Source organism: Nocardia concava NBRC 100430, from assembly GCF_000308815.1.
Taxonomy (GTDB): Bacteria; Actinomycetota; Actinomycetes; order Mycobacteriales; family Mycobacteriaceae; genus Nocardia; species Nocardia concava.
On record NZ_BAFX01000075.1, the window covers coordinates 115,718 to 134,980 of the forward strand.

The 19,263-nt window shown below is 66.8% G+C and carries 20 protein-coding genes; 12 read left to right on the top strand and 8 right to left on the bottom strand.

What is annotated here, in order from left to right; all coding sequences use genetic code 11:
• Positions 1–37: 37 nt before the first annotated feature.
• Positions 38–418, bottom strand: coding sequence for an NADH-quinone oxidoreductase subunit A (locus tag ON43_RS16370; protein ID WP_033090134.1), 381 nt, complete (start codon positions 416–418; stop codon positions 38–40).
• Between the two features lie 301 nt (positions 419–719).
• Positions 720–1,139 carry an Rv3143 family two-component system response regulator gene (locus ON43_RS16375; RefSeq protein ID WP_040808332.1) on the bottom strand — a complete coding sequence of 140 codons (420 nt, stop codon included), beginning with the start codon at positions 1,137–1,139 and terminating at the stop codon, positions 720–722.
• Positions 1,140–1,265: 126 nt separating this feature from the next.
• Here ON43_RS16375 and ON43_RS16380 point away from each other — a divergent pair, with 126 nt between their 5' ends.
• From ON43_RS16380 to ON43_RS46225, 10 genes are all read left to right on the top strand, one after another.
• Positions 1,266–2,807 (top strand): hypothetical protein, encoded by a 1,542-nt coding sequence (locus ON43_RS16380; RefSeq protein WP_051178513.1) that lies wholly within the window; start codon positions 1,266–1,268, stop codon positions 2,805–2,807.
• Positions 2,804–3,247, top strand: a complete 444-nt coding sequence (locus ON43_RS16385) for a hypothetical protein (RefSeq protein ID WP_040808333.1) — start codon at positions 2,804–2,806, stop codon at positions 3,245–3,247. Before ON43_RS16380 ends, ON43_RS16385 begins: the two co-directional genes overlap by 4 nt.
• The gene (locus ON43_RS16390; RefSeq protein WP_040808334.1) at positions 3,244–4,422 is read left to right on the top strand and encodes an FHA domain-containing protein; all 1,179 of its coding nucleotides are present in this window, start codon (positions 3,244–3,246) and stop codon (positions 4,420–4,422) included. The genes ON43_RS16385 and ON43_RS16390 overlap by 4 nt, the downstream gene beginning before the upstream one ends.
• Positions 4,423–4,455: 33 nt before the next feature.
• Positions 4,456–5,826 (top strand): dihydrolipoyl dehydrogenase family protein, encoded by a 1,371-nt coding sequence (locus tag ON43_RS16395; RefSeq protein WP_040808336.1) that lies wholly within the window; start codon positions 4,456–4,458, stop codon positions 5,824–5,826.
• Positions 5,827–5,915: 89 nt separating this feature from the next.
• Entirely contained in the window at positions 5,916–6,344 is a 429-nt protein-coding gene (locus ON43_RS16400) for a CBS domain-containing protein (RefSeq protein WP_040808337.1), read from the top strand.
• Positions 6,345–6,365: 21 nt separating this feature from the next.
• Entirely contained in the window at positions 6,366–7,196 is an 831-nt protein-coding gene (locus ON43_RS16405; RefSeq protein WP_040808338.1) for a dienelactone hydrolase family protein, read from the top strand.
• 27 nt (positions 7,197–7,223) lie between these two features.
• On the top strand, positions 7,224–7,880 hold the full coding sequence (locus ON43_RS16410; RefSeq protein ID WP_040808613.1) for a maleylpyruvate isomerase N-terminal domain-containing protein: 657 nt from the start codon (positions 7,224–7,226) through the stop codon (positions 7,878–7,880).
• Between the two features lie 261 nt (positions 7,881–8,141).
• Positions 8,142–8,642 carry a hemerythrin domain-containing protein gene (locus tag ON43_RS16415; RefSeq protein WP_051178572.1) on the top strand — a complete coding sequence of 167 codons (501 nt, stop codon included), beginning with the start codon at positions 8,142–8,144 and terminating at the stop codon, positions 8,640–8,642.
• A gap of 79 nt (positions 8,643–8,721) precedes the next feature.
• Positions 8,722–9,882 carry a helix-turn-helix domain-containing protein gene (locus ON43_RS16420; RefSeq protein WP_040808340.1) on the top strand — a complete coding sequence of 387 codons (1,161 nt, stop codon included), beginning with the start codon at positions 8,722–8,724 and terminating at the stop codon, positions 9,880–9,882.
• Between the two features lie 320 nt (positions 9,883–10,202).
• Positions 10,203–10,346 (top strand): hypothetical protein, encoded by a 144-nt coding sequence (locus ON43_RS46225; protein ID WP_245568622.1) that lies wholly within the window; start codon positions 10,203–10,205, stop codon positions 10,344–10,346.
• A gap of 5 nt (positions 10,347–10,351) precedes the next feature.
• On the opposite strand, the gene ON43_RS16430 is transcribed toward ON43_RS46225, so the two are convergent.
• On the bottom strand, positions 10,352–10,975 hold the full coding sequence (locus tag ON43_RS16430) for a TetR/AcrR family transcriptional regulator (protein WP_040808341.1): 624 nt from the start codon (positions 10,973–10,975) through the stop codon (positions 10,352–10,354).
• A 134-nt stretch (positions 10,976–11,109) separates the two neighbouring features.
• On the opposite strand from ON43_RS16430, the gene ON43_RS16435 reads away from it, so the two are divergent.
• A complete protein-coding gene (locus ON43_RS16435; RefSeq protein ID WP_040808617.1) occupies positions 11,110–12,531 on the top strand; it encodes a DHA2 family efflux MFS transporter permease subunit in 1,422 nt (473 codons plus the stop codon).
• 20 nt (positions 12,532–12,551) lie between these two features.
• Positions 12,552–13,223, top strand: a complete 672-nt coding sequence (locus ON43_RS16440; RefSeq protein ID WP_040808342.1) for an SGNH/GDSL hydrolase family protein — start codon at positions 12,552–12,554, stop codon at positions 13,221–13,223.
• Here the strand turns inward: ON43_RS16440 and ON43_RS16445 are convergent.
• The 5 genes from ON43_RS16445 to ON43_RS16465 all read right to left on the bottom strand — a co-directional run bounded on the left by ON43_RS16445 (position 13,168) and on the right by ON43_RS16465 (position 19,103).
• The gene (locus ON43_RS16445) at positions 13,168–13,812 is read right to left on the bottom strand and encodes a TetR/AcrR family transcriptional regulator (protein ID WP_051178514.1); all 645 of its coding nucleotides are present in this window, start codon (positions 13,810–13,812) and stop codon (positions 13,168–13,170) included. The genes ON43_RS16440 and ON43_RS16445 overlap by 56 nt on opposite strands.
• On the bottom strand, positions 13,809–15,422 hold the full coding sequence (locus ON43_RS16450) for an FAD-binding oxidoreductase (protein ID WP_040808343.1): 1,614 nt from the start codon (positions 15,420–15,422) through the stop codon (positions 13,809–13,811). Before ON43_RS16450 ends, ON43_RS16445 begins: the two co-directional genes overlap by 4 nt.
• A 106-nt stretch (positions 15,423–15,528) precedes the next feature.
• Complete coding sequence (locus ON43_RS16455; protein WP_040808345.1) at positions 15,529–16,824, bottom strand: hypothetical protein; 1,296 nt, start codon at positions 16,822–16,824, stop codon at positions 15,529–15,531.
• A gap of 49 nt (positions 16,825–16,873) precedes the next feature.
• Entirely contained in the window at positions 16,874–17,386 is a 513-nt protein-coding gene (locus tag ON43_RS16460) for a MarR family winged helix-turn-helix transcriptional regulator (protein ID WP_218003284.1), read from the bottom strand.
• Positions 17,337–19,103, bottom strand: a complete 1,767-nt coding sequence (locus ON43_RS16465; RefSeq protein ID WP_040808347.1) for an MFS transporter — start codon at positions 19,101–19,103, stop codon at positions 17,337–17,339. Before ON43_RS16465 ends, ON43_RS16460 begins: the two co-directional genes overlap by 50 nt.
• Positions 19,104–19,263: the final 160 nt, after the last annotated feature.

A 19,263-nucleotide genomic window follows, 5' to 3' on the forward strand; every position in this document is an offset into this window, starting at 1 on the left:
CGAACCAACCGGTGGCGCGATACCCGTTGTGCGCCAATCAGTCCCAGCTGAGCCCGCCGCGCCGCCACTCGTAGGCGTAGGCGACCGAGACGTTGAAGATGAACAACGCCATCGCCGCCAGTCCGAACACTCCGAGCGCATCGAAGTGCACGGCCCACGGGTAGAGGAACACGATCTCGATGTCGAAGATGATGAACAGCATGGCGGTCAGGTAGTACTTGACCGGAAAGCGTTGGCCCGCAGCATTTCCCGGCCCGCCGGCGACGGCGTGGGGCGTGGGTTCGATACCGCATTCGTAGGCTTCGAGCTTGGCCCGGTTGTAGCGCTTGGGGCCGATGAGGGCCGCCAGGAAGATCGAGAACACCCCGAACGCGGCGGCGACCGCACCGAGTACAAGGGTCGGCACTTCTATATTCACAACGGAACTACCCCTCCTGCGAGCTGGACAACGCATGACGGATGGCAGCAGCGAGTGAGGCGGCGGTGTCATTGATTCGGTGTGATCGTCATTGATACCGATGCCCGCGCTCGTGTGAGCTACGGCACAGATTACAACCCGGACCAGAAGATACATGACGATTCGCGATTGCGTTTGATCGAATTCGGAACGGTCTTTTATGACCGAATCGACGCAATCGCGGATGTCACGTGACGTGGATATGCCCTGTTCGCCGGGCTGGCGAAGATCGGCCCCGAATCAGGCCGCGGAAGATGGAGCGTCAGGCCGCGAAGCTACCGCCGAGCACACCGAGCACGGCATCGGTGAGCCGGATGGGGTCGATGGGATGCGAGACCGCGGCCTCGGCGCGCGACCAATTGGCCAGCCACGCATCGTCGGGGCGGCCGGTCAGCACGACTATCGGTGGGCAGTCGGCGATTTCGTCCTTGAGCTGCTTGGCCAGACCCAGCCCGCCGGTCGGGGCCGACTCGCCGTCGAGGATCAGCAGATCCAGATCACCCGCGTCCATGCGCTCGATCACGACCGGTCCGGTGGCCACCTCGAGGTACTCGATGGGCGGCAGTTCCGGGTGCGGCCGTCTGCCCAGGGCCAGCATCACCTGGCTCCGGGTATCGGCGTCATTGCTGTAGACGAGGACCCGCACCGCGGCGGGGCGTTTGGCTTCGGCCACGTTCCGCATGCTACGTCGCTGGTGGGGGCGCGCGGGGCAGCTTCGCCGGAACTCGTGGGCGCGTCGCGGAATCGCCTGTCTCGCAATAAGTCGTTGGCAGGCTATCGGTAAGACGCGACCGGTAGCATCCGGCAAATGAGGGGAGACATCACGCAACGCCTCATCGAAACCGACGTGTGGACCGATGAGTTGGTGGGGCAGGCGGGGATTCCGGTCATCGATGTGCCCCTGGTGACGGTGGGCAGCGGGCTGGGGTCGTTCACCCTGTTCGACGCGTTGCGGATCTACGGGGTGCCGGGGGCGGCCATGGCGGTACTGGGGCCGCAGGATGTCCCGTGGGCGTCGTACGAGTACCTGACCCGGATGTCGCAGATTCCGCGTGGGGAGCGGTTGCGCAGCGACTCCGGCGGGACGCCGGACAATTTGTGGGGGTTCCCGTCGTATGCGGTCAGAGAGGCGATAGCGGACAAATCGCTGAAACCGCTGTGGAATGTGCTGACCGAGCCGGTTTTCGTCGATTACTACACGCCGCGGGCGGGGCAGGTGTTCACGGCGCTGGAGCGGGAGTTCCAGCGGGTGGAGTTCGCGCGGTCCTTGCACAAAGGGCAAGTACGCATGGTGCGCAAGCGGTACGGCGGCGGGTACTTCACCGTCTTCACGCCACCCGAGGGCCGCTCGGCGACGAAGCGAATCGCGTTCCGCAGCAGCTATGTTCATATCGCGGTCGGGTATCCGGGGCTCCGGTTGCTGCCGGATCTGCAGGAGTATCGGGAGCGGTATCGCGATCCGACGCGGGTGGTGAACGCCTATGAGCCGCACGAGCACGTGTACGAGGCGTTGCAGCGGCGGCCGGGGACGGTCATGGTGCGCGGCAGCGGGATTGTTGCCAGCCGGGTGCTGCAGCGGCTGATCGACGATCGGGATCGGCTGCGGCTGAACACCCAGATCCTGCATCTGTTCCGGACCTATGTGGCCGGGCCGCACGGGCCGAGTGGTTTGGCGCGGCGTGCGGGCGGGGACGGGTGGGCGTATCAGGCGTTCAACTTTCCCAAGGCCGCCTTCGGTGGGCAGCTCAAGCAGCGCCTGCGCAAACTCGAGGGGCGCGAGCGCGCCGAGGCGTTGAAGACCATGGGCGGCACCACGACTCCCAAGCGGGCGGCATGGCAGGAGCAGCTGGCGCGCGGGCGAGCGCAGGGGTGGTATCAGGTGATGGTCGGGTCGGCGCGGAATCTGCGGCCGGATCGGACCCGGCCGGGGGTGGTGACTACGGTGCTGCCGGAATCGGATTCGTCGCTGCCGATGGCGTCGCATCCGATCGACACCCATGCCGACTACATCATCGACTGCACCGGTCTGGAGGCCGATATTCGCGAGCATCGGCTGCTGGCCGATCTGCTCGATCATGCGGGGGCGCGGCGCAATCCGCTCGGGCGGCTGGATGTGGACCGCACCTTCGAGTTGATCGGGACGCGCAGCGGGAACGGCCGTATGTACGCCTCGGGCAGCGCCACGCTGGGTGGCTATTACGCCGCGGTGGACTCATTTCTTGGGTTGCAGTACGCGGCGCTCGAGATCGCCGACGATCTGGCCCGCCTGGGATTCTGTAGCCGGTTGACGCCGTGGCGGTCGGTGCGGCAGTGGTGGCTGTGGGTCAACAATCGGAAGATCGCGGAATGACTCCGACGCTGAACGGGCGCATACAGACTCGCGTGCTGGTGCTCGGGGTGATCGGATTCCTGGTCGCGGCGGTGCTGACGCCGCTGCTACCCATGGGGCGGCTGTCGGTCGAACAGGGCTACCGGGTGACCCTCACCGTGCTGATCGCGGTGATACTGGTCGGTGTGGGGTGGGAGTTGCTGTATCACGGGCTCCAGCAGTTCCGATGGGACAAGGACTGGCCGACCTTGTTCGGGCTGGTGACCATCGTGAACGAGGGTCTACTCATGTGGATGCTGGTGCGCTACACGGCAATCGTGCTGCCGCGGAATCTGCGCCCGGGCGCGCTCGCCTTCCTCATCGACTTCACGCTGACGTGGCTGGTGTTCTGGATGTTCGTCAACGGTCCGATCCGGGTGCTGCTGCCGCGCTGGCGGTACAACGGGGGCCGGGTCATATGACCGGCCGCGTGGAGGTCGTGCCCGGGCCGCACCTGGTGGCCAGCCAGGACGGGGTGGTCGTGGTTGTGGCCCACCGGGATTCGAGAGCGCTGACCGCCGAATCCGAGCCGGTCGCGGTGCTGGACAAACTGCTCGAAATGGTTGTCGAGGCGGCTTCGCGGGAAACCCGCCGCACCGGGCGCACTTTCGCGCGATTGGTGAGCACCTGGCTCATGGGTCGTGAGGACGAGGAACGGGTGGAGTTCGGGGTGCTCACGCCGGGCAATCGCGGGCTGGCCGTATTCCTGCACGGGCGAGTCACCGCCATTCTCCAGGGCGAGGACCATCGCGAGGTATTGCACGGCCGCGACGCGGGATTCACCGTCGACCGGGTGGTCAGCCCCGCACCGATGCGGGCGGCCGCGGTGTTCGTGGACGAGGAGACACCGCGCGAAGATCTGCCGCAGCCGGGTGTGTGGTCGCTGAACTCCGGGCGCATGCCGGGCTCGGGCGCGGTGCTGTGGCTGGGGGAGAAGTCCGAAAAGCCCGCTCGCCGTGGCGGACCCGGACTTCGCCGGGCACGGGTCGATTCCGGGCGTCGTGTGCGCGATCCGGAACCACGCAACGGCCGGCCCGAACCCGCTCGGCCAGAGCCGAATTCAGGTCGACGGGAACCGAATTCCGGCAGTACGCGCAAAGTAGCAGCGCCCGCAACTCCGGCCGTGGGGACGCTGGTGTACGGATACAAATGCGCGAAAGGGCATCTCAACGATCCGCGCGTGTCGTTCTGCGCGGTGTGCGGTATCCGTATGGAGCAGCTGACCTTGGTACTGACCGAGGGCATTCGGCCCCCGCTCGGCGTGCTGCTCCTGGACGACGGAACCTCCTACGTCCTGGACTCCGATCTGGTGATCGGCCGCGAACCGGAGCGCTCCGAACAGGTCCGCCGCGGCGCGCAGGCGATCCGTATCCCCGACGCCTCGGGAGGCATGTCCCGCGTGCACGCCGAAATCCGGTTGGTGGAATGGGATGTCCTGGTGATGGATCGAGGCTCCGCCAACGGCACCCACGTCCGCCCACCGGGCCGATCCGACTGGGTGCGCGCGACACCCGGGCATGCGACCGTGCTGGAACCCGGCAGCCAATTGCTGCTGGGCGGGCGGGTCTTCACCTTCGACTCCCAGCACGGGCGATAGCGTCGTAGCGGATCGCCGAACGAAGGAGAGCTAGTGCCAGCCGAATCCGTGGATGTCGTCGTCATCGGAATGGGACCGGGCGGTGAGGATCTGGCTACGCGGGTGGCTCGGGCCGGGCTCAACGTCGTGGGGGTCGAGGGGCGGCTGGTGGGCGGTGAATGCCCTTACTACGCCTGTGTTCCCACCAAGATCATGGTGCGGTCGGCGGGGCTGCTCGCCGAGGCGCGGCGGGTGGACGGGATGGCGGGGACGGCGGCCGTGACGGCCGATTGGGGGCCGGTGGCTCGGCGGATTCGCGAGGAGGCCACCGATGATTGGGACGATACCGTCGCGGTCGAGCGGTTCGAGAAGGCGGGCGGGACGTTCGTGCGCGGCTGGGGGAAGATCACCGGGCCCGGCGAGGTGACCGTGACGACCGAGCACGGTGATCGGGTGTTCCAGGCGGGGCGCGGCATCGTGCTGAATCCGGGTACGGCTCCGGCGGTTCCGCCCTTGGACGGGCTGGCGGGGACACCGTATTGGACCAATCGGGACGCGGTGACGGTCACCGAGGCGCCGGAATCGCTGATCGTGCTCGGCGGGGGACCGGTGGGCGTGGAGTTCGCGCAGATCTTCGCGCGCTTCGGGGCGCGGGTGAGCGTGGTCGGACGACTGCTGCCACGGGATGAGCCCGAGGCAGGCGAGCTGCTGGCGAAGGTGTTCGAGCGCGAGGGCATCGACGTGCGTAGTGGCGTGCGCGGCAGCGCCGTTCGCCACGATGGCCGGGAGTTCACCCTCGAACTCGACAATGGTGAATCGCTGCGCGCCGAGCGCCTGCTGGTCGCCACGGGGCGGCGAACCGATCTGGCGGCCTTGGGAATCGGGGCGGTCGGGCTGGACGAGGGGGCCAAGTCAATCCCCGTCGACAATCGGATGCGAGCGGCCGACAGGGTGTGGGTCATCGGCGATATCGCGGGCGAGGGCGCTTTCACCCACGTGTCCATGTATCAGGCTCGGATCGCAGCGCAGGACATCCTCGGCGACGGGACCGAGGTCGCCCAGTATCGCGCCGTGCCGAGGGTGACGTTCACCGATCCGGAAGTCGGGGCGGTCGGTATGACTGAGGCCCAAGCTCGTGACGCCGGACTGCGAATCCGCACCGGATGCACGGAAGTGCCTGCCTCCACGCGCGGTTGGATTCACAAGGCGGGCAATGACGGCTTCATCAAACTCGTCGAGGATGCCGATCGCGGCGTGCTCGTGGGTGCGACCTCGGCCGGTCCGCAGGGCGGAGAGGTGCTCAGCGCCTTGGCCGTGGCGGTCCACGCCGAGGTACCGACGGCGACGCTGCGCCAGATGATCCTTGCCTACCCGACCTTCCACCGCGCCATCGAATCCGCCCTCGATGCTCTTGCTTCCAGTTAGGCATCTGCTCGTAATCGTTGCTGTTCACGCTCGGGCATCGGAGTCATTCTGGTAGCCGTTGGTAGTCCCGAGCGTTGGGCGGTGGACATATGCGAATCTCGGAAATTCTGCGCCGGAAGGGCAGCGGCGTAGTCACGATTGCACCGGATGCAACTGTGCGTGAACTGCTCAGGGTCCTGTCGGCGCACAACGTCGGCGCGGTCGTCGTCTCGGCCGACGACGTCAGCATCGCGGGCATCGTCTCCGAACGAGACATCGTGCGCCGCCTGCACACTCACGGCGCGGACCTCCTGGACGCGCCCGTCAGCTCGATCATGACCGCCGCGGTCCACACCTGCGCACCCGACGATGACGTGGAGACCCTCAACGCCACCATGACCGAACACCGCATCCGCCATCTGCCGGTCCTGCAGGACGGCCGGATGATCGGCGTGGTCAGCATCGGCGATGTGGTCAAGAGCCAGATCTCCGAGCTGGAAACCGAGCGTGAGGCGCTGGTTCGCTACCTCCACGGTTAATATCCCGGTTAACATCCCACTGTGGAACTCGAAAATTCAACGCGCGAGGACACGCTCGCCGATTTCACCCGGCGAGTGATCAGCCTCGAGGGTGATGACAAGGCCGTTTACGTCGCGGGTACCGGCCCCGCGGTCATCGTCATGCCCGAGATGCCGGGCATCAGCCCGGACGTGGCGCGCTTCGCCCGCTGGGTGCGCGATGCGGGTTTCACCGTTTACATCCCGTCGCTGTTCGGCGTCGACGGCGCGTACCCGTCGGTGGAGCTCAGCGAGCCCATCATGCGGAAGGCGTGCGTCAGCAAGGAATTCCGCGCCTTCGCCGGCGGCGGCACCAGCCCGATCGCCACCTGGCTGCGCGCCCTCGCCCGCCTGGCGCACGCCGAATCCGGCGGTCCGGGCGTCGGCGCGGTGGGCATGTGCTTCACCGGGAACTTCGCGCTCACCATGACTCTCGAACCTGCGGTCATCGCCCCGGTCATCAACCATCCGTCGCTTCCGCTCGATGATCCGGCGGGTCTGGAGTTGTCGCCCGAGGACGCGACGGCGATCGCGGAGCGGTTCGAACGCGACGACCTGCGCGCCCTGGCCTACCGGTTCGACAATGACAAGTGGTGCACCGGCCAGCGTTTCGCGGCCTACACCCAACTCCTCGGCGACCGATTCGACGGCCGGGTCCTCTCCGGCGAACATGCCAACCCCAAGCCGCCGCCCTTCTTCGAGCACATCGTCAAGACACCGCACAGCGTGGTGACCGCCCACCTGGTCGACGAAGCAGGCCACCCCACGATCAAGGCTCGCGACGAGATACTCGCCTATCTCCGCGACCGCCTGCAACCAGCACCGACGGCGTAGCGACCCCGCGGCTGCTAGCTTGCGATGGTGGACCTCTTCTCGCAGTCGTGGAAAGCATTGCGCACCGCGGTCGCCGACCTCTCGGACGAGGACTTCGCCCAGCCCTCCGGCTGCACCGGCTGGCTGGTGCGAGACCTGGTGTGCCACTTGATCATCGACGCCCAGGACGTCCTGATCACTCTTGTGACGCCCGCCGAGTCCGAACCGACCCGCAACGCGGTGACCTATTGGGAGGTCCCCGCGAAACCGCCGACCGGTGACGACCCACTCGATGCCCTGACCGTCCGGCTGGCCGCCGCCTACGAGGACCCGGCCCTGCTGAAATTCCACCTCGACGATGTCGGCTCGGCCGCGGGCCGCGCCGCCGAACTGTGCGACCCGACCCTGCGGGTCAGCACCCGCGACCAAGTCCTCACCGCCGCCGACTATCTCGACGCCTACGTCCTGGAATGGACCCTGCACCACCTCGACCTGATCGCCCACCTGCCCCACGTGCCGCGCCCATCCGCCGAGAGCCTCGCCCGAACCCGCGAGATGCTGGAGCAGATCACCGGCACCACGTTCCCTCAAACGTTCTCCGACGAAGACGCGCTCCTGATCGGCACCGGACGCCGCACCCCGTCTGCCGCGCAGCGAGCCGAACTGGGCGACCTGGCCACGAAACTGCCGTTCTCCATCGGATAACGCGCTGCCCCGTCGCCGCCGACGGTCCAGGTATTCTGGTCGGCGGTGTCGCGTGACGCCGCCAAGTGGACGGCGGTTGGCATGGAGGCACCGTGATCGAGGAGGCTGCCATGGGTCCACACATCCGGGTCGTCTGACCCCATTTCCCGCGCGCCTCCTACGCGCGTGAGCAGCACACCAATTCACCGGCAGCGCCGACCCATCCCTGTGGCCATCCGCCGCGGCGTCGAGCCGCGCCACCCCTCGATCAAAGGACCCACCATGCCCCGACCCAACCCCCACACGGATCGTGCCCAAGCCCTCGGCCAAGAACTGATCGAAGTCCACAACTGGCTACGCACCGAACTATCCCGCCTCACAACTGAACTCGACGCCTACATCACCGGCAAAACATCCCGCCCCGCGAACCTCCGAGCCCACTGCACAGCCTTCTGCCAAGCCCTCACCAACCACCACACCAGCGAAGACAACACCGCGTTCGCCGAACTGGGCCGCCAGTTCCCCGAACTGACACCGGTACTAACAGAACTCCGCGAAGACCACGTCCTGGTAGCCAACATCATCCGCAAACTGAACACCCTCCTAACCACCCTCACACCCAACAACGCCCCCACCGTCCAACACGAACTATCCGGCTTGGCAGCAATCCTCGAATCCCACTTCCGCTGGGAAGAACGCCGAATAGTCGAGGCCTTGAACACCCTCGCCACCCCACACCCCGCCGAATCCCTTTTCGGCCTCTCCAACACGAAAAAGTCCTGATCGGTCGACCCGTCCTCTGTCCGACCCGCTGCCCTCCCGATCGCTGCGGGACAGGGCCGGGTGGTTCTACGCTGAAATCATGAGCGGCGACCTGGGGCAGCGCTTGCGATCGGTGCGGAAGCGGCGGGGGCTCACGCAGCGTGAACTGGCTGCGGGGTCCGGGGTTTCGGTGTCGTTCATTCGGAAGATCGAGCAGGGCGAGCGGGACGACGCCCGGATCGAGACGTTGCGGCGACTCGCGGTTGGGCTGGGGTGTCCGCTGACGGCGCTGATCGGCGACGAACCGCGGCCGCCCGAAAGCCGCAACGGCGAGTTCTGGGCCGAGACCCGGCGGGCCATAAATTCGCCGCGCGAGCCTTCCTCCGAAGAGCCGGTCACCGCAGGCGATGTGGCGGAGTCGCTGAATTCGGCCGTGCGGATGTACCACGACAACGACTACGAGCAACTCGCGCGGGTACTGCCGGGGCTGGTCGAATTCTCAGGCAGCGCCCCGCCTCGGCTGCAGGCTCGGATTCTGCAGCTCGCCGGCTCGGTAATGGTGCAGACGCGGCAATTACGCACGGCGCGCACGGTTCTCGAACGATCGCTGGCGGCCGCCGAATCAACCGATGATGTGCTCGACGCCGCCTCCGTTGTCGTCACGCTGTGCTGGCTGCTGCTGGTGGAGCGGCGATTCCAGCAGGTCGACGAACTCGCCGTCACGTGGGCGGACCGGATCGAGCCGCGAATTTCGACCGCCTCCGAGCGCGAGCTCTCCACCTGGGGCTGGCTGCTGCTGCGCGGTTCGGCCGCCGCCATCCGCGACAACCGGCCCGACGACGCCGAGGACATGATGCGCTTCGCCCAGGCCGCCGCCGTCGCGGTCAAGCGCGAACCGACCGTCTACCACGACTATTGGACTCTCTTCGGCCCGGCCACGGTCGCCATGAAGCGCGTCGAGAACGCCGTCATCGACGACCGCCCCGACCTCGCGCTCCGCCTGGCTCGCGATGTCCCCACCGGCCTGCGCCCCACCTCCGACAATCGCAACCGGCACCTTCTCGACGTAGCCGACGCGCACCTGACCCTGCACCGCCCCGACCCCGCCCTCGACATCCTCCTTCAACTCTCCCGCGAGGCCCGCCCCTGGCTCGTCGAGCAACGCTTGGCCAAGGACCTCCTCACCCGCATGATCGGCAAGCGCCGCACCCTCACCCCCGATATGCGCTCCCTCGCCGATCTCATCCACCTCGAGTACTGATTGCCCGGTGGCACTTCCGCGCCGCCTCCAGCGAAAGTGCCATTGCCGCTGAATTCCTGTGGACCGAAGCTGAATCCACCATCCGAAGCGGCGAGCGGTATCGAGCACTGAGAGGGCGGACCATGATTCCCGGGGCGATCGGTTATCTGCGAGAGGATGTGTCGGGGGCGCGGCGGCAGTGGGATGAGGTGCGGATTCGGCGGTTGGCCGCGCGGTTGGGATATGACTTGCGGAGGGTGGCGGTGTTCGGGCCACATACCGATCGGCCGATTTATCGGTTGCGGGTGTTGGTGGCGAATTTGGGGGTGGATGCGGTTATCGTGCCGAGTCTCGAGCATTTCGAGAATGGCGGGGTGCCGGGGGATCTCGTGGAGCGGGCCGATGTCATCACGGTGAGCCCGGAGCAGACATTCGCGCGGTGGCTCATCCCGCCCGACGGCGCGGCCGACATGGGTTCGCGGTGAACGGGTCAGGGGCGGAGTAGGGAGTCGAGCGCGCGGCGGGTCAGCGCAGTGGCGGTGTCGTCGCCCAGGCGCAGGCAGACGTTGAGGGCGTTGAGGAGGGCGCTCGTCTGGAAAGCGGCTGTGTCGGGGTCGGTTTCGGGGATTTCACCGGCGTCGACGGCTTGGCGGAATTGGGTGGCGAGGGTGGTGAGCCAGGCGCGCTGTTGGTCCCGGAGCGCGTCGCGGACGGGGCCGGGGCGGCTGTCGAAGATCGGGAGGTTCGCGCCCCAGAAGCAGCCGCCGGGAAACAGTGGGGCCGAGGCGTATTCGATCCAGTTGTCGATGAGGGCGCGGAGGCGGGGGAGGCCGGCGGGGGAGTCGAGGGCGGGGTGGATGACCGCGTCGACGAAGGCTTCGCGGGCCGCCTCGGCGGTGGCCAGCTGAAGGGCTTCCTTTGTCCGGAACAGGGTTTGGATACCGGCCTTGCTCAGGCTCAGGTCGTCGGAGAGGCGACCGAAGCTGAGGCCGTCGAGTCCGTCGAGGGAGGCGATATCGACCGCGCGGCGGGTCACCGCACGCCGCGATCGGGCGCCCCGTTGTAGCCGACCGTCGGTGGTTTCCGGGGTCGTCGCCGGGCCGGAGGTATCCATACAGTCGATCGTATGCCATCGTTCCGGCACGTCAAAGGCTCTTGTGATTTACATACGGGCGACCGTATTGTTTGAATTGCAGCGGTGAGAATCGGCGCGATGCCGAGGCCGGTGCCGATTTGGAGGGAAGCCTGATGGATGGCACAGCAGCGACGGGGACAGCGACCACCGAGAGAGCGCCGGCGGTCCGGGACCGCCCGACAGCGCTCATATGGATCCTGTGTTCGGCCGCCTTCATGGCGATGCTGGACGTTTTCGTCGTGAACGTCGCGTTCACCGCGATCGGGGAGTCGTATCGAGGCTCGTCACTGGCCGACGTGAGCTGGGTGCTCAATGGATACGCGATTGTCTATGCGGCCCTGCTGATTCCGGCCGGGCGATTCTCGGACCGGTTCGGGCGCAAGGCCGGATTCCTGGTCGGGCTGGCCGTTTTCACGGTGGCGAGCCTGGCCTGCGCGGTGGCCCCGACACTCTGGGCGCTGGTGGCGTTCCGGGTGTTGCAGGCGGTCGGTGCGGCCGCGCTTACTCCGGCCAGTCTGGGATTGCTGCTCACCGTGCTGCCGCCCGCGCGGGTGCCGGGCGCGGTGAAGATCTGGGCGACAACGTCTTCCTTCGCCGCGGCGGTGGGTCCGGTCGTCGGCGGAGCGCTGGTCGAGGCCTCGTGGCGCTGGGTGTTCTTGATCAATCTGCCGGTGGGCGTGGTGGCCGGGATCGCGGCCCTGCGGCTGGTGCCGAATCTGCGCCAGCGGATATCGGCTCGGGTACCGGACCTGCTCGGGGTGGCGCTGCTGATCGTGGCGATCGGAGCACTGTCACTAGGACTGGTAAAGAGCAGCGAATGGTCTTGGGCCAGTGCGGCAACGGTCGGTGCACTGGCTCTCGGAGCGGTCAGTGTGGCCCTGTTCGTGGTTCGGATGTTGCGGCATTCGGATCCGGTGGTCTCGCCCGCCCTGTTCGCGGTTCCGACCTTCGTCTGGGCCAATGCGACCGTACTGGCGTTCTGCACGGCCTTCGGCGCGTGGTTCCTCAGCATCGCCCTGTGGTTGGAGAACGCGGCTCACTTCAGCACCATCGAGACCGGTCTGGCCATCATGCCCGGACCGCTCATGGTGCCGATCTTCGCCGCCGTCAGCCAGCGCCTGATCAAGCGGATGCCGGTCGGTGTCGTTGTGGCCGTGGGGAATCTGCTGCTCGCACTCGGTGTGGTGCTCGTACTGGCCACGGCGTCCACACCGGTGCACTACGCCGCCGATGTGCTGCCGGGCTGGATGATTTCCGGCGTCGGGATCGGTCTCGCGCTGCCCAGCATGATCGCTTCCGCCGCGGTGGATCTGCCGCCCGACCAGTCCGCGACCGGCAGTGCCGTGGTGAACACCGCTCGCCAGCTCGGCTATGTGCTGGGTGTCGCCGTCCTGGTCGCGCTGCTCGGATCGCTCGACGTCCCGGCCGACCGCATGGTGAGCGTCTTCCAGCACGGCTGGTTGTTCATCGCCGTAGTCGCGGTGCTCGGCGCGGCAACAGCTTTCGGCATCACGCCGCGCACTCGTCAGCCGTAATCGAACTCGAGAAGGTGACCATGTCTGTTCAGACATTGACCGAACAAACCGATCCACTCTGCCAATCCGAATTGACCTCCGCCGCACTGCTTTTCGACGCGCCATGGCGACGATACGGCGTCGTCGGCGACAGCTTGTCCGCCGGAACCGGCGACCCGACGCCCGGATATGCCGACAAGGGCTGGTCCGATCGGGTCGCCGAGATTCTGCGACGGGTGCGTCCAGATCTGGAGTACCTCAACCTAGCCCGAATCGGAGTCACCACGGACGAGACCGTCGCACACCAACTCGACCGCATCACCGAATTCGGTCCGGACTTGCTGCATCTACCCTCCGGCGCGAACGACATTTTCCGACGCACTCCGGACTTCGAGCGGATCGAGAAGGCGACGCGTCTCATGTACGACCGGGCAGCGGGCACCCGTGCCTTGTTGACGACGTTCATCCCCGGCAGAGCCTTTGTCGTGCCGACAATCGCGGACTGGGACAAGCGAATTCGCGGGATGAACGCCATCACCAGGCGAGTGGCCGCCGAGTACGACGCCGTCGTCATCGACTTCTGGGACCACCCGGTCAACGACCGCGAGAATCTCCTGAGCGCGGACCGGATCCACTTCTCGACCTCGGGTCAAGCGGTCATCGCGACCGAGGTGGTTCGTCGGCTCGCGCATATCCTGTCGACACGGCGGTGAACAGTCGCACGCAGCGGTCGGTCATGTCCTCGGGCGTGTTCTGCGGGTGGTCGCCCCACCACGACACCGTGGTGGAGACGATGCTGAACCACAGTGTCAGCAGCAGGGAATGGTCTTCCGGGCCGAGGATTCCGGCGTCGGCGAGGATCTCGGCGACGCCCTCGGAACCCATGGTGTTGAGGGCGTCTTGGTAGTGGCGGGCGGTCTCGTAGGCGGCACCGGGTCTGGGCAGGGTGCTGTCGTAGATGATTCGCCAATTCTGGGTGCGGCCGTCGAGCGCCTGGAAGATCGCGGTCAGGGTCGCGAGGGCCTTGTTGTGTGCGCCCTGCGCGGCCTGGGCCTCGGCGACGGCGGCCACCAGCACCTTGCCCGCCCGATGCACGCATGCGGCATGCAGCTCGTCTCGGGAGCCGAAGTAGGCGTAGATAAGAGGCTTGGAAACGCCTGCTGCTGACACGATTTCGGCGAGGGAGGCATTTGCGTAGCCGCGGTTACCGAACTCGAGGGTGGCGATATCGAGCAGCTGCTGCTCACGCTGCTCCCGCGGAACGCCTTTGGTACCCGCGCGGCTCGCGGCGGGACCTGTCATCGCGCCGCCTCGTCGCGGTCGATCAGTACGCCCGGGTTGAGGATGTACGCCGGATCCAGAGCGGCTTTCGTCGCGTGCAGCGCGCGGGCGAAGGGTTCCGGCCGCTGCTGGTCGTACCAGGGACGGTGATCGCGTCCCACCGCATGGTGGTGGGTGATCGTTCCGCCATTGCTCGCCAAGGCCTGCGACACAGCGGCTTTGATCTCATCCCACTGCTCCACGGTCCGCCCCCAGCTACCCGCGGCGTAGATACCGAAATACGGTGCGGGACCATCCGGGTAGACGTGGGTGAACCGGCAGGTCACCACGCCCGTGATCCCCAGCCCGGCGAACGCGGCCTGCGCAGCGTCCAGAACTGCGGCCCGCAGCTGCTCGAATCGATCCCAGGTGCAAGCGGTTTCGAAGGTCTCCACGATCATCGACTGCGCGGCGAGCGCGTCACGCTGATAGGGCATCCGCAGGAACGACGACCGCCAGGTCCCGGCCGCCCCGCCGGGCGTCGAGTTCTCCTCCGAGTCGGTCGACGCGACGCCCTCGGGCGCTCTGCCGCCGAAGTCCCCGCAGATCTCCACTGCCCGGCGCATCGGCTCGTCCACCGGATGATCGGCGGATTCGAATCCCAGCACGAGCACACCACCCGAGGTCGCGGTCCCGGCATTGAGGAAGGCCTCGGCGGGATCGAGCAGCCGGCAGTTGGTCGGGAACAATCCCGACTGCGCGATCACGCGGGTCGCGTTCACGGCCGAACCGTAGTCGTCGAACAGCGCGGAAGCCGTTGCGCGCCAACGCGGGCGGTCCTGCAGCCGCATCCAGGCCTCGGTGATCACACCGAGCGTGCCCTCGGAACCGAGGAAAATGCGGTCCGGCGACGGCCCCGCACCGGAACCGGGCAAGCGACGTGATTCGCTGATCCCCGTCGGCGTCACGACCCGCATGGATTCGACCATGTCGTCGATATGGGTGTAGACGGTCGCGAAATGCCCGCCCGCCCGGGTGGCGAGCCACCCGCCGAGCGTGGAGAACTCGAACGACTGCGGAAAGTGACGCAGGGTCAATCCTTCCGGCCGCAACGAGCCGTCCAGCGCGGGCCCGAGAATCCCCGCCTGTATCCGTGCCGCACGACTGGTGCGATCGACCTCGACGACCCGATTCAACCGGCCCAGATCCAGCGACACCACCCCGGCGTAGTCCCCGAGAGCCCGCGGTTCGACACCTCCGACCACCGAGGTACCTCCGCCGAACGGAATCACGGCGATCCCCGCACCCGTGCACCAATCCAGCACATCGACGACATCCTGTTCGGTCCCGGGCCGCAACACCAGATCGGGCACACTGTCGACGCGGCCGAGCAGATTGCGCACCACATCCCGGAACGCCTGCCCGGTTCCGTGCGAGACGCGATCGGCGAGATCCCGAGATGCCAACGCCGCCAATGCCTCTGGTGCTGCGATACGCGGCGCGGGGACCGGCAGGGACTCCAGTGCGGGCGGCTCGTGCACGGTCAGATCCGCGCCCGGCATCATCGCCGCGACCCGCTGAGTCAGCTTGGCGCGCTCCGCTCCGATCACGGCGTCCTCGACATTGCCCCAACCCCACCATGACCGCGCCATCGGCTCGCTCCTTCGACCGGCACCTAATTGAACGCGCCGTAATTTACTGAGGAGTCAATTCAATGTCCAGCAGAAGATCGCGAGGGCCGAGACCTTGGGTCGCGAGCTAGATCGGCAGCACTCCGCGGCGCATCCGGTGTCGAAGGTGTGCCGGCACGGCCAGCACTCCGGTGCCCTGCACATGAGTGAGTGGTCCGAGGCGTGTCAGGTCCACCGACAGCCGGCCCGAAGCTCCGCGGGCGCCGAATAGCTGATCCTGCAAGGGATCTCCGCCTTCGATGTCGTCCTCGTCGACCTCGGACGGGTCACGCCGGCCGGGGTGCTCGCGCACCATGTCGAGATAGGCCTCGACCTGGTCGGCCTCCTCGGATGCGGGCCGCGCCCGGGACCGGTAGACCGTCACCTGGCCGCCGGACAGGCAGTGCATTCGAACCTCACCGTCGCGGGCGACACACCATTGACTCCATCGCCCCGGCGCGTAGTCGTCCACGAATTGCTCGTACCAGTGTGCCGATCCGAATCGCAGGCTCAATTCCTCCAGGCACCGATGCAACTCGAACCGCTGCTGCGCGGGCATCGTGAACAGTCGCCGCTGGACGCGGGATTCCGGACTCCGGCCGATGATGTCGTCCGCGTAGCACAACAGGGTCCAGCCATTCAGCGCCGGGGTGACGAAGACTTCGGGATAGGCTTCTCCGGTGTGCTCCCGGATGAACGCCTTCCGGCTCGGGGTGTCACGAAAATCGAGACCGTGCAGGCTCATCGCCGTCTCATAGGGCAGCCGTGCGGGCCTGACTCCCAGCCACGGCGCGAATCCCATCCGCAGCGTCGCGGGGACCGGGTCATACAGGTCGAAGGCGGCCAGGACCGCGGCCTGATCGCTGGTCGGCACCGCGAACCACGATCCGGACAGCCGCTCGAAGTCCAGCGGTTCGAGCGGCTCGAGCACCTGCTTCATCCGGATCAATCGCTCCAGAATCACCAGATCTTCGCGCTTGATCAGATGCCAGCCGAGTTCGGCCAGCACCGCCAACGCTTCCCGCCGCGCCAACCGGTTCGAGGGCGGTATCGCCCGCAACGCTCCCACCACGGGCAGACCGAACGCCAACAGCACCGACCTCGCCCGCTCGCGGACCTCATCGAGTGAACTACCCAGCAGGGCAATAACAATGGGCAGATGACGGCAGTCTCCCGCGGGTACGTCGTCGGTACCGCAACCCTCGGAGACACCATCCCAGGCGACCGCGCACGAGTACAGGATCGCCGATGATGCCCCGGGCAAGAACTCGGGCACTTCGGTGTCGGGCGGAAGGCCTAGCATCATCCAAAGGCGTTCGCGCGAATCGCCTTCCGGTGCTTCGGCCAGTGCGACGACCGCCTCGTCGAAGGAAATCCCTGCCACTCCCGCAATCTAGCAGTGACACCGAAGTCGCTGGCGCACTGGACAATTGCTAGGTGTCGAGGGCTTCGATGAGGGTGTTCAGTCCGGACCTGACCGCCTCGCGCTGCGCCGGGGTCAGATGTTCCATCGCCCCCGCGAAACGCTGGATCCGGGCCGAGGTCAGACCCGTGACCAGGTCGTGCGCGGCGGCGGTGGCCGTGAGCAGTTGCGCGCGACCGTCCTCCGGATCCGCGTCCCGGGTCAGGAACCCGCCCTTCTCGAGGCCGGTCACTATCCGCGACATGGTCGGGGCGCTGACCCGCTCGATACCCGCCAGGTCGCCGAGCCGCAGCGGGCCCTGGCGGGCGAGGGAGGCCAGGGCCGATGCCGCGCCGGGGCTCAGTGATCCGAGGTCGCCGGACTGGCGCAGCAGGCGCAGGAGGCGGCCGATGGCGTGATACAGCTCGGCGGCTTCGGTGAGCTGGTCGGGGTCGGCGACGCTCGTCGGCTCGGGCAGCGTGATCTCCTCCGTCTCAGATTCCCTCGCGGGCGGCTTCCCGGAGCTCGGCAGCCTCGTCCGCAACGGTCGGGCTACCGGCGAACCACGAGGCCACCGCGCCGATCAGCATCATAATCGCGGCGCCGAGGAAGACCACGACGAGACCCGAGTGGAAGGGTCCGGAGATCAAGTGCGGGAAGAACTCCTGGCCGGTGAGCACGTCCTTGTGCACGCCAGGATGGTCGAGGATGCCCGTCGGGCCGAGCAGCGCCTCGATCGGGTTCACACCCAGGAAGGCCGCGAACAGGCTGCCGACCGGAGGCAGACCGGAGATGTTCTCCGCGACGTTGGCGGGCACGCCCTGCTCCTGCAGACCCGAATTCATGGCGCCCGGCAACGAATTGGACAAGCCGATGATCATGAGCGAGAAGAACACACCGATCGACAGCGCCATACCGCCATTGAGCAGCGTGCCGCGCATGCCGGAGGCCACACCGCGCTGCGAGGCCGGCACCGCCGACATCACCTCGGCGGTATTGGGGGAGGCGAACATGCCCGAGCCCAGACCGTTGAGCGCGATGACCACCGCGAACGCCCAGTAGGAGAAGTCGACCGGCAGCACCACCAGCAGCACGAAGGTCACCGCGGTGATCGCCATGCCCAGCGTCGCGAACAGCCGCGGCCCGTAACGGTCGGACAGCTTGCCCGAAACCGGTCCCGCCACAAGGAATCCCACCGTCAGCGGCAGCAGGTAGATACCCGCCCACAGCGGCGTCGACTCGAAGTCGAACCCGTGCAGCGGCAACCAGATGCCCTGCAGCCAGATGATCAGCATGAACTGCAGACCACCGCGCCCCAGCGACGACATCAGCCCCGCCAGATTACCCAGCCCGAACGCCCGATTCTTGAGCAGCGACAGATGGAACATCGGCTGTTCCACCTTGGTCTCGATCCAGCAGAACAGCGCCAGCACCGCGATACCGCCGAACACCGCCGCCAGCACCCACGGGTTGGACCAGCCGGTATTCGAATCCCCGTACGGCTGAATGCCATAGGTGATGCCGGTCAGCAGCGCGGTCAGACCCACCGCGAAGGTAATGGTGCCCGGCAGATCCAGCGAGCCCGGATTCCGCTGCCCATTGTCGTGCAGCGACCGGTACGACCACACGGTCCCGAGAATGCCGAACGGCACACTCACCCAGAACACGGCCTTCCAATCCCACTGCGCGAGCAGCCCGCCCAGCAGCAGCCCCAGGAACGAACCGGCCACCGCCGCAACCTGATTGATCCCCAGCGCGAATCCGCGCTGCTCGGCCGGAAACGCATCGGTGAGGATGGCCGCCGCATTGGCCATCAGCATCGCGCCACCGACGCCCTGCAGCACCCGCCACCCGATCAACCACACCGCACCACCCCCATGGGTGAACGGATCGAACGACAACGCGATCGCCGTGACCGTGAAGATCACGAACCCGTAGTTGTAGATCTTCACCCGCCCGACCATGTCCCCGAGCCGCCCGAACATCACCACCAGCACCGCGGACGCGAGCAAGAAGCCCATCATCATCCACAGCAGGTAGCTGACATTCCCCGCCGCCAGCGGGTTCAGATCGATCCCTCGGAAGATGTCCGGCAGCGAGATGATCACGATCGACGAGTTGATCGTCACCATGAGCATCCCCAACGTCGTATTCGACAGGGCCACCCACTTGTAATGCGGATGATCATGCTCGATCCGGAGCCGCCTCCGAATGGTCTGGACATCACCGGCATCCACACCGGTGGTTGGGGCCGCAGCCATCAGAGCCTCCCGCAAGTCAACGAACAAACAACGCGCCCAAATATAGTTGCATGTCGCTAACTAACGAAATGGTGACAAGCCCCACTCACCGGACACCCATCCCCGCCCACTGCCCCCACCAGCTCCGATACCAAGATCAGGGAGCTCTCAGCGCTCGAAA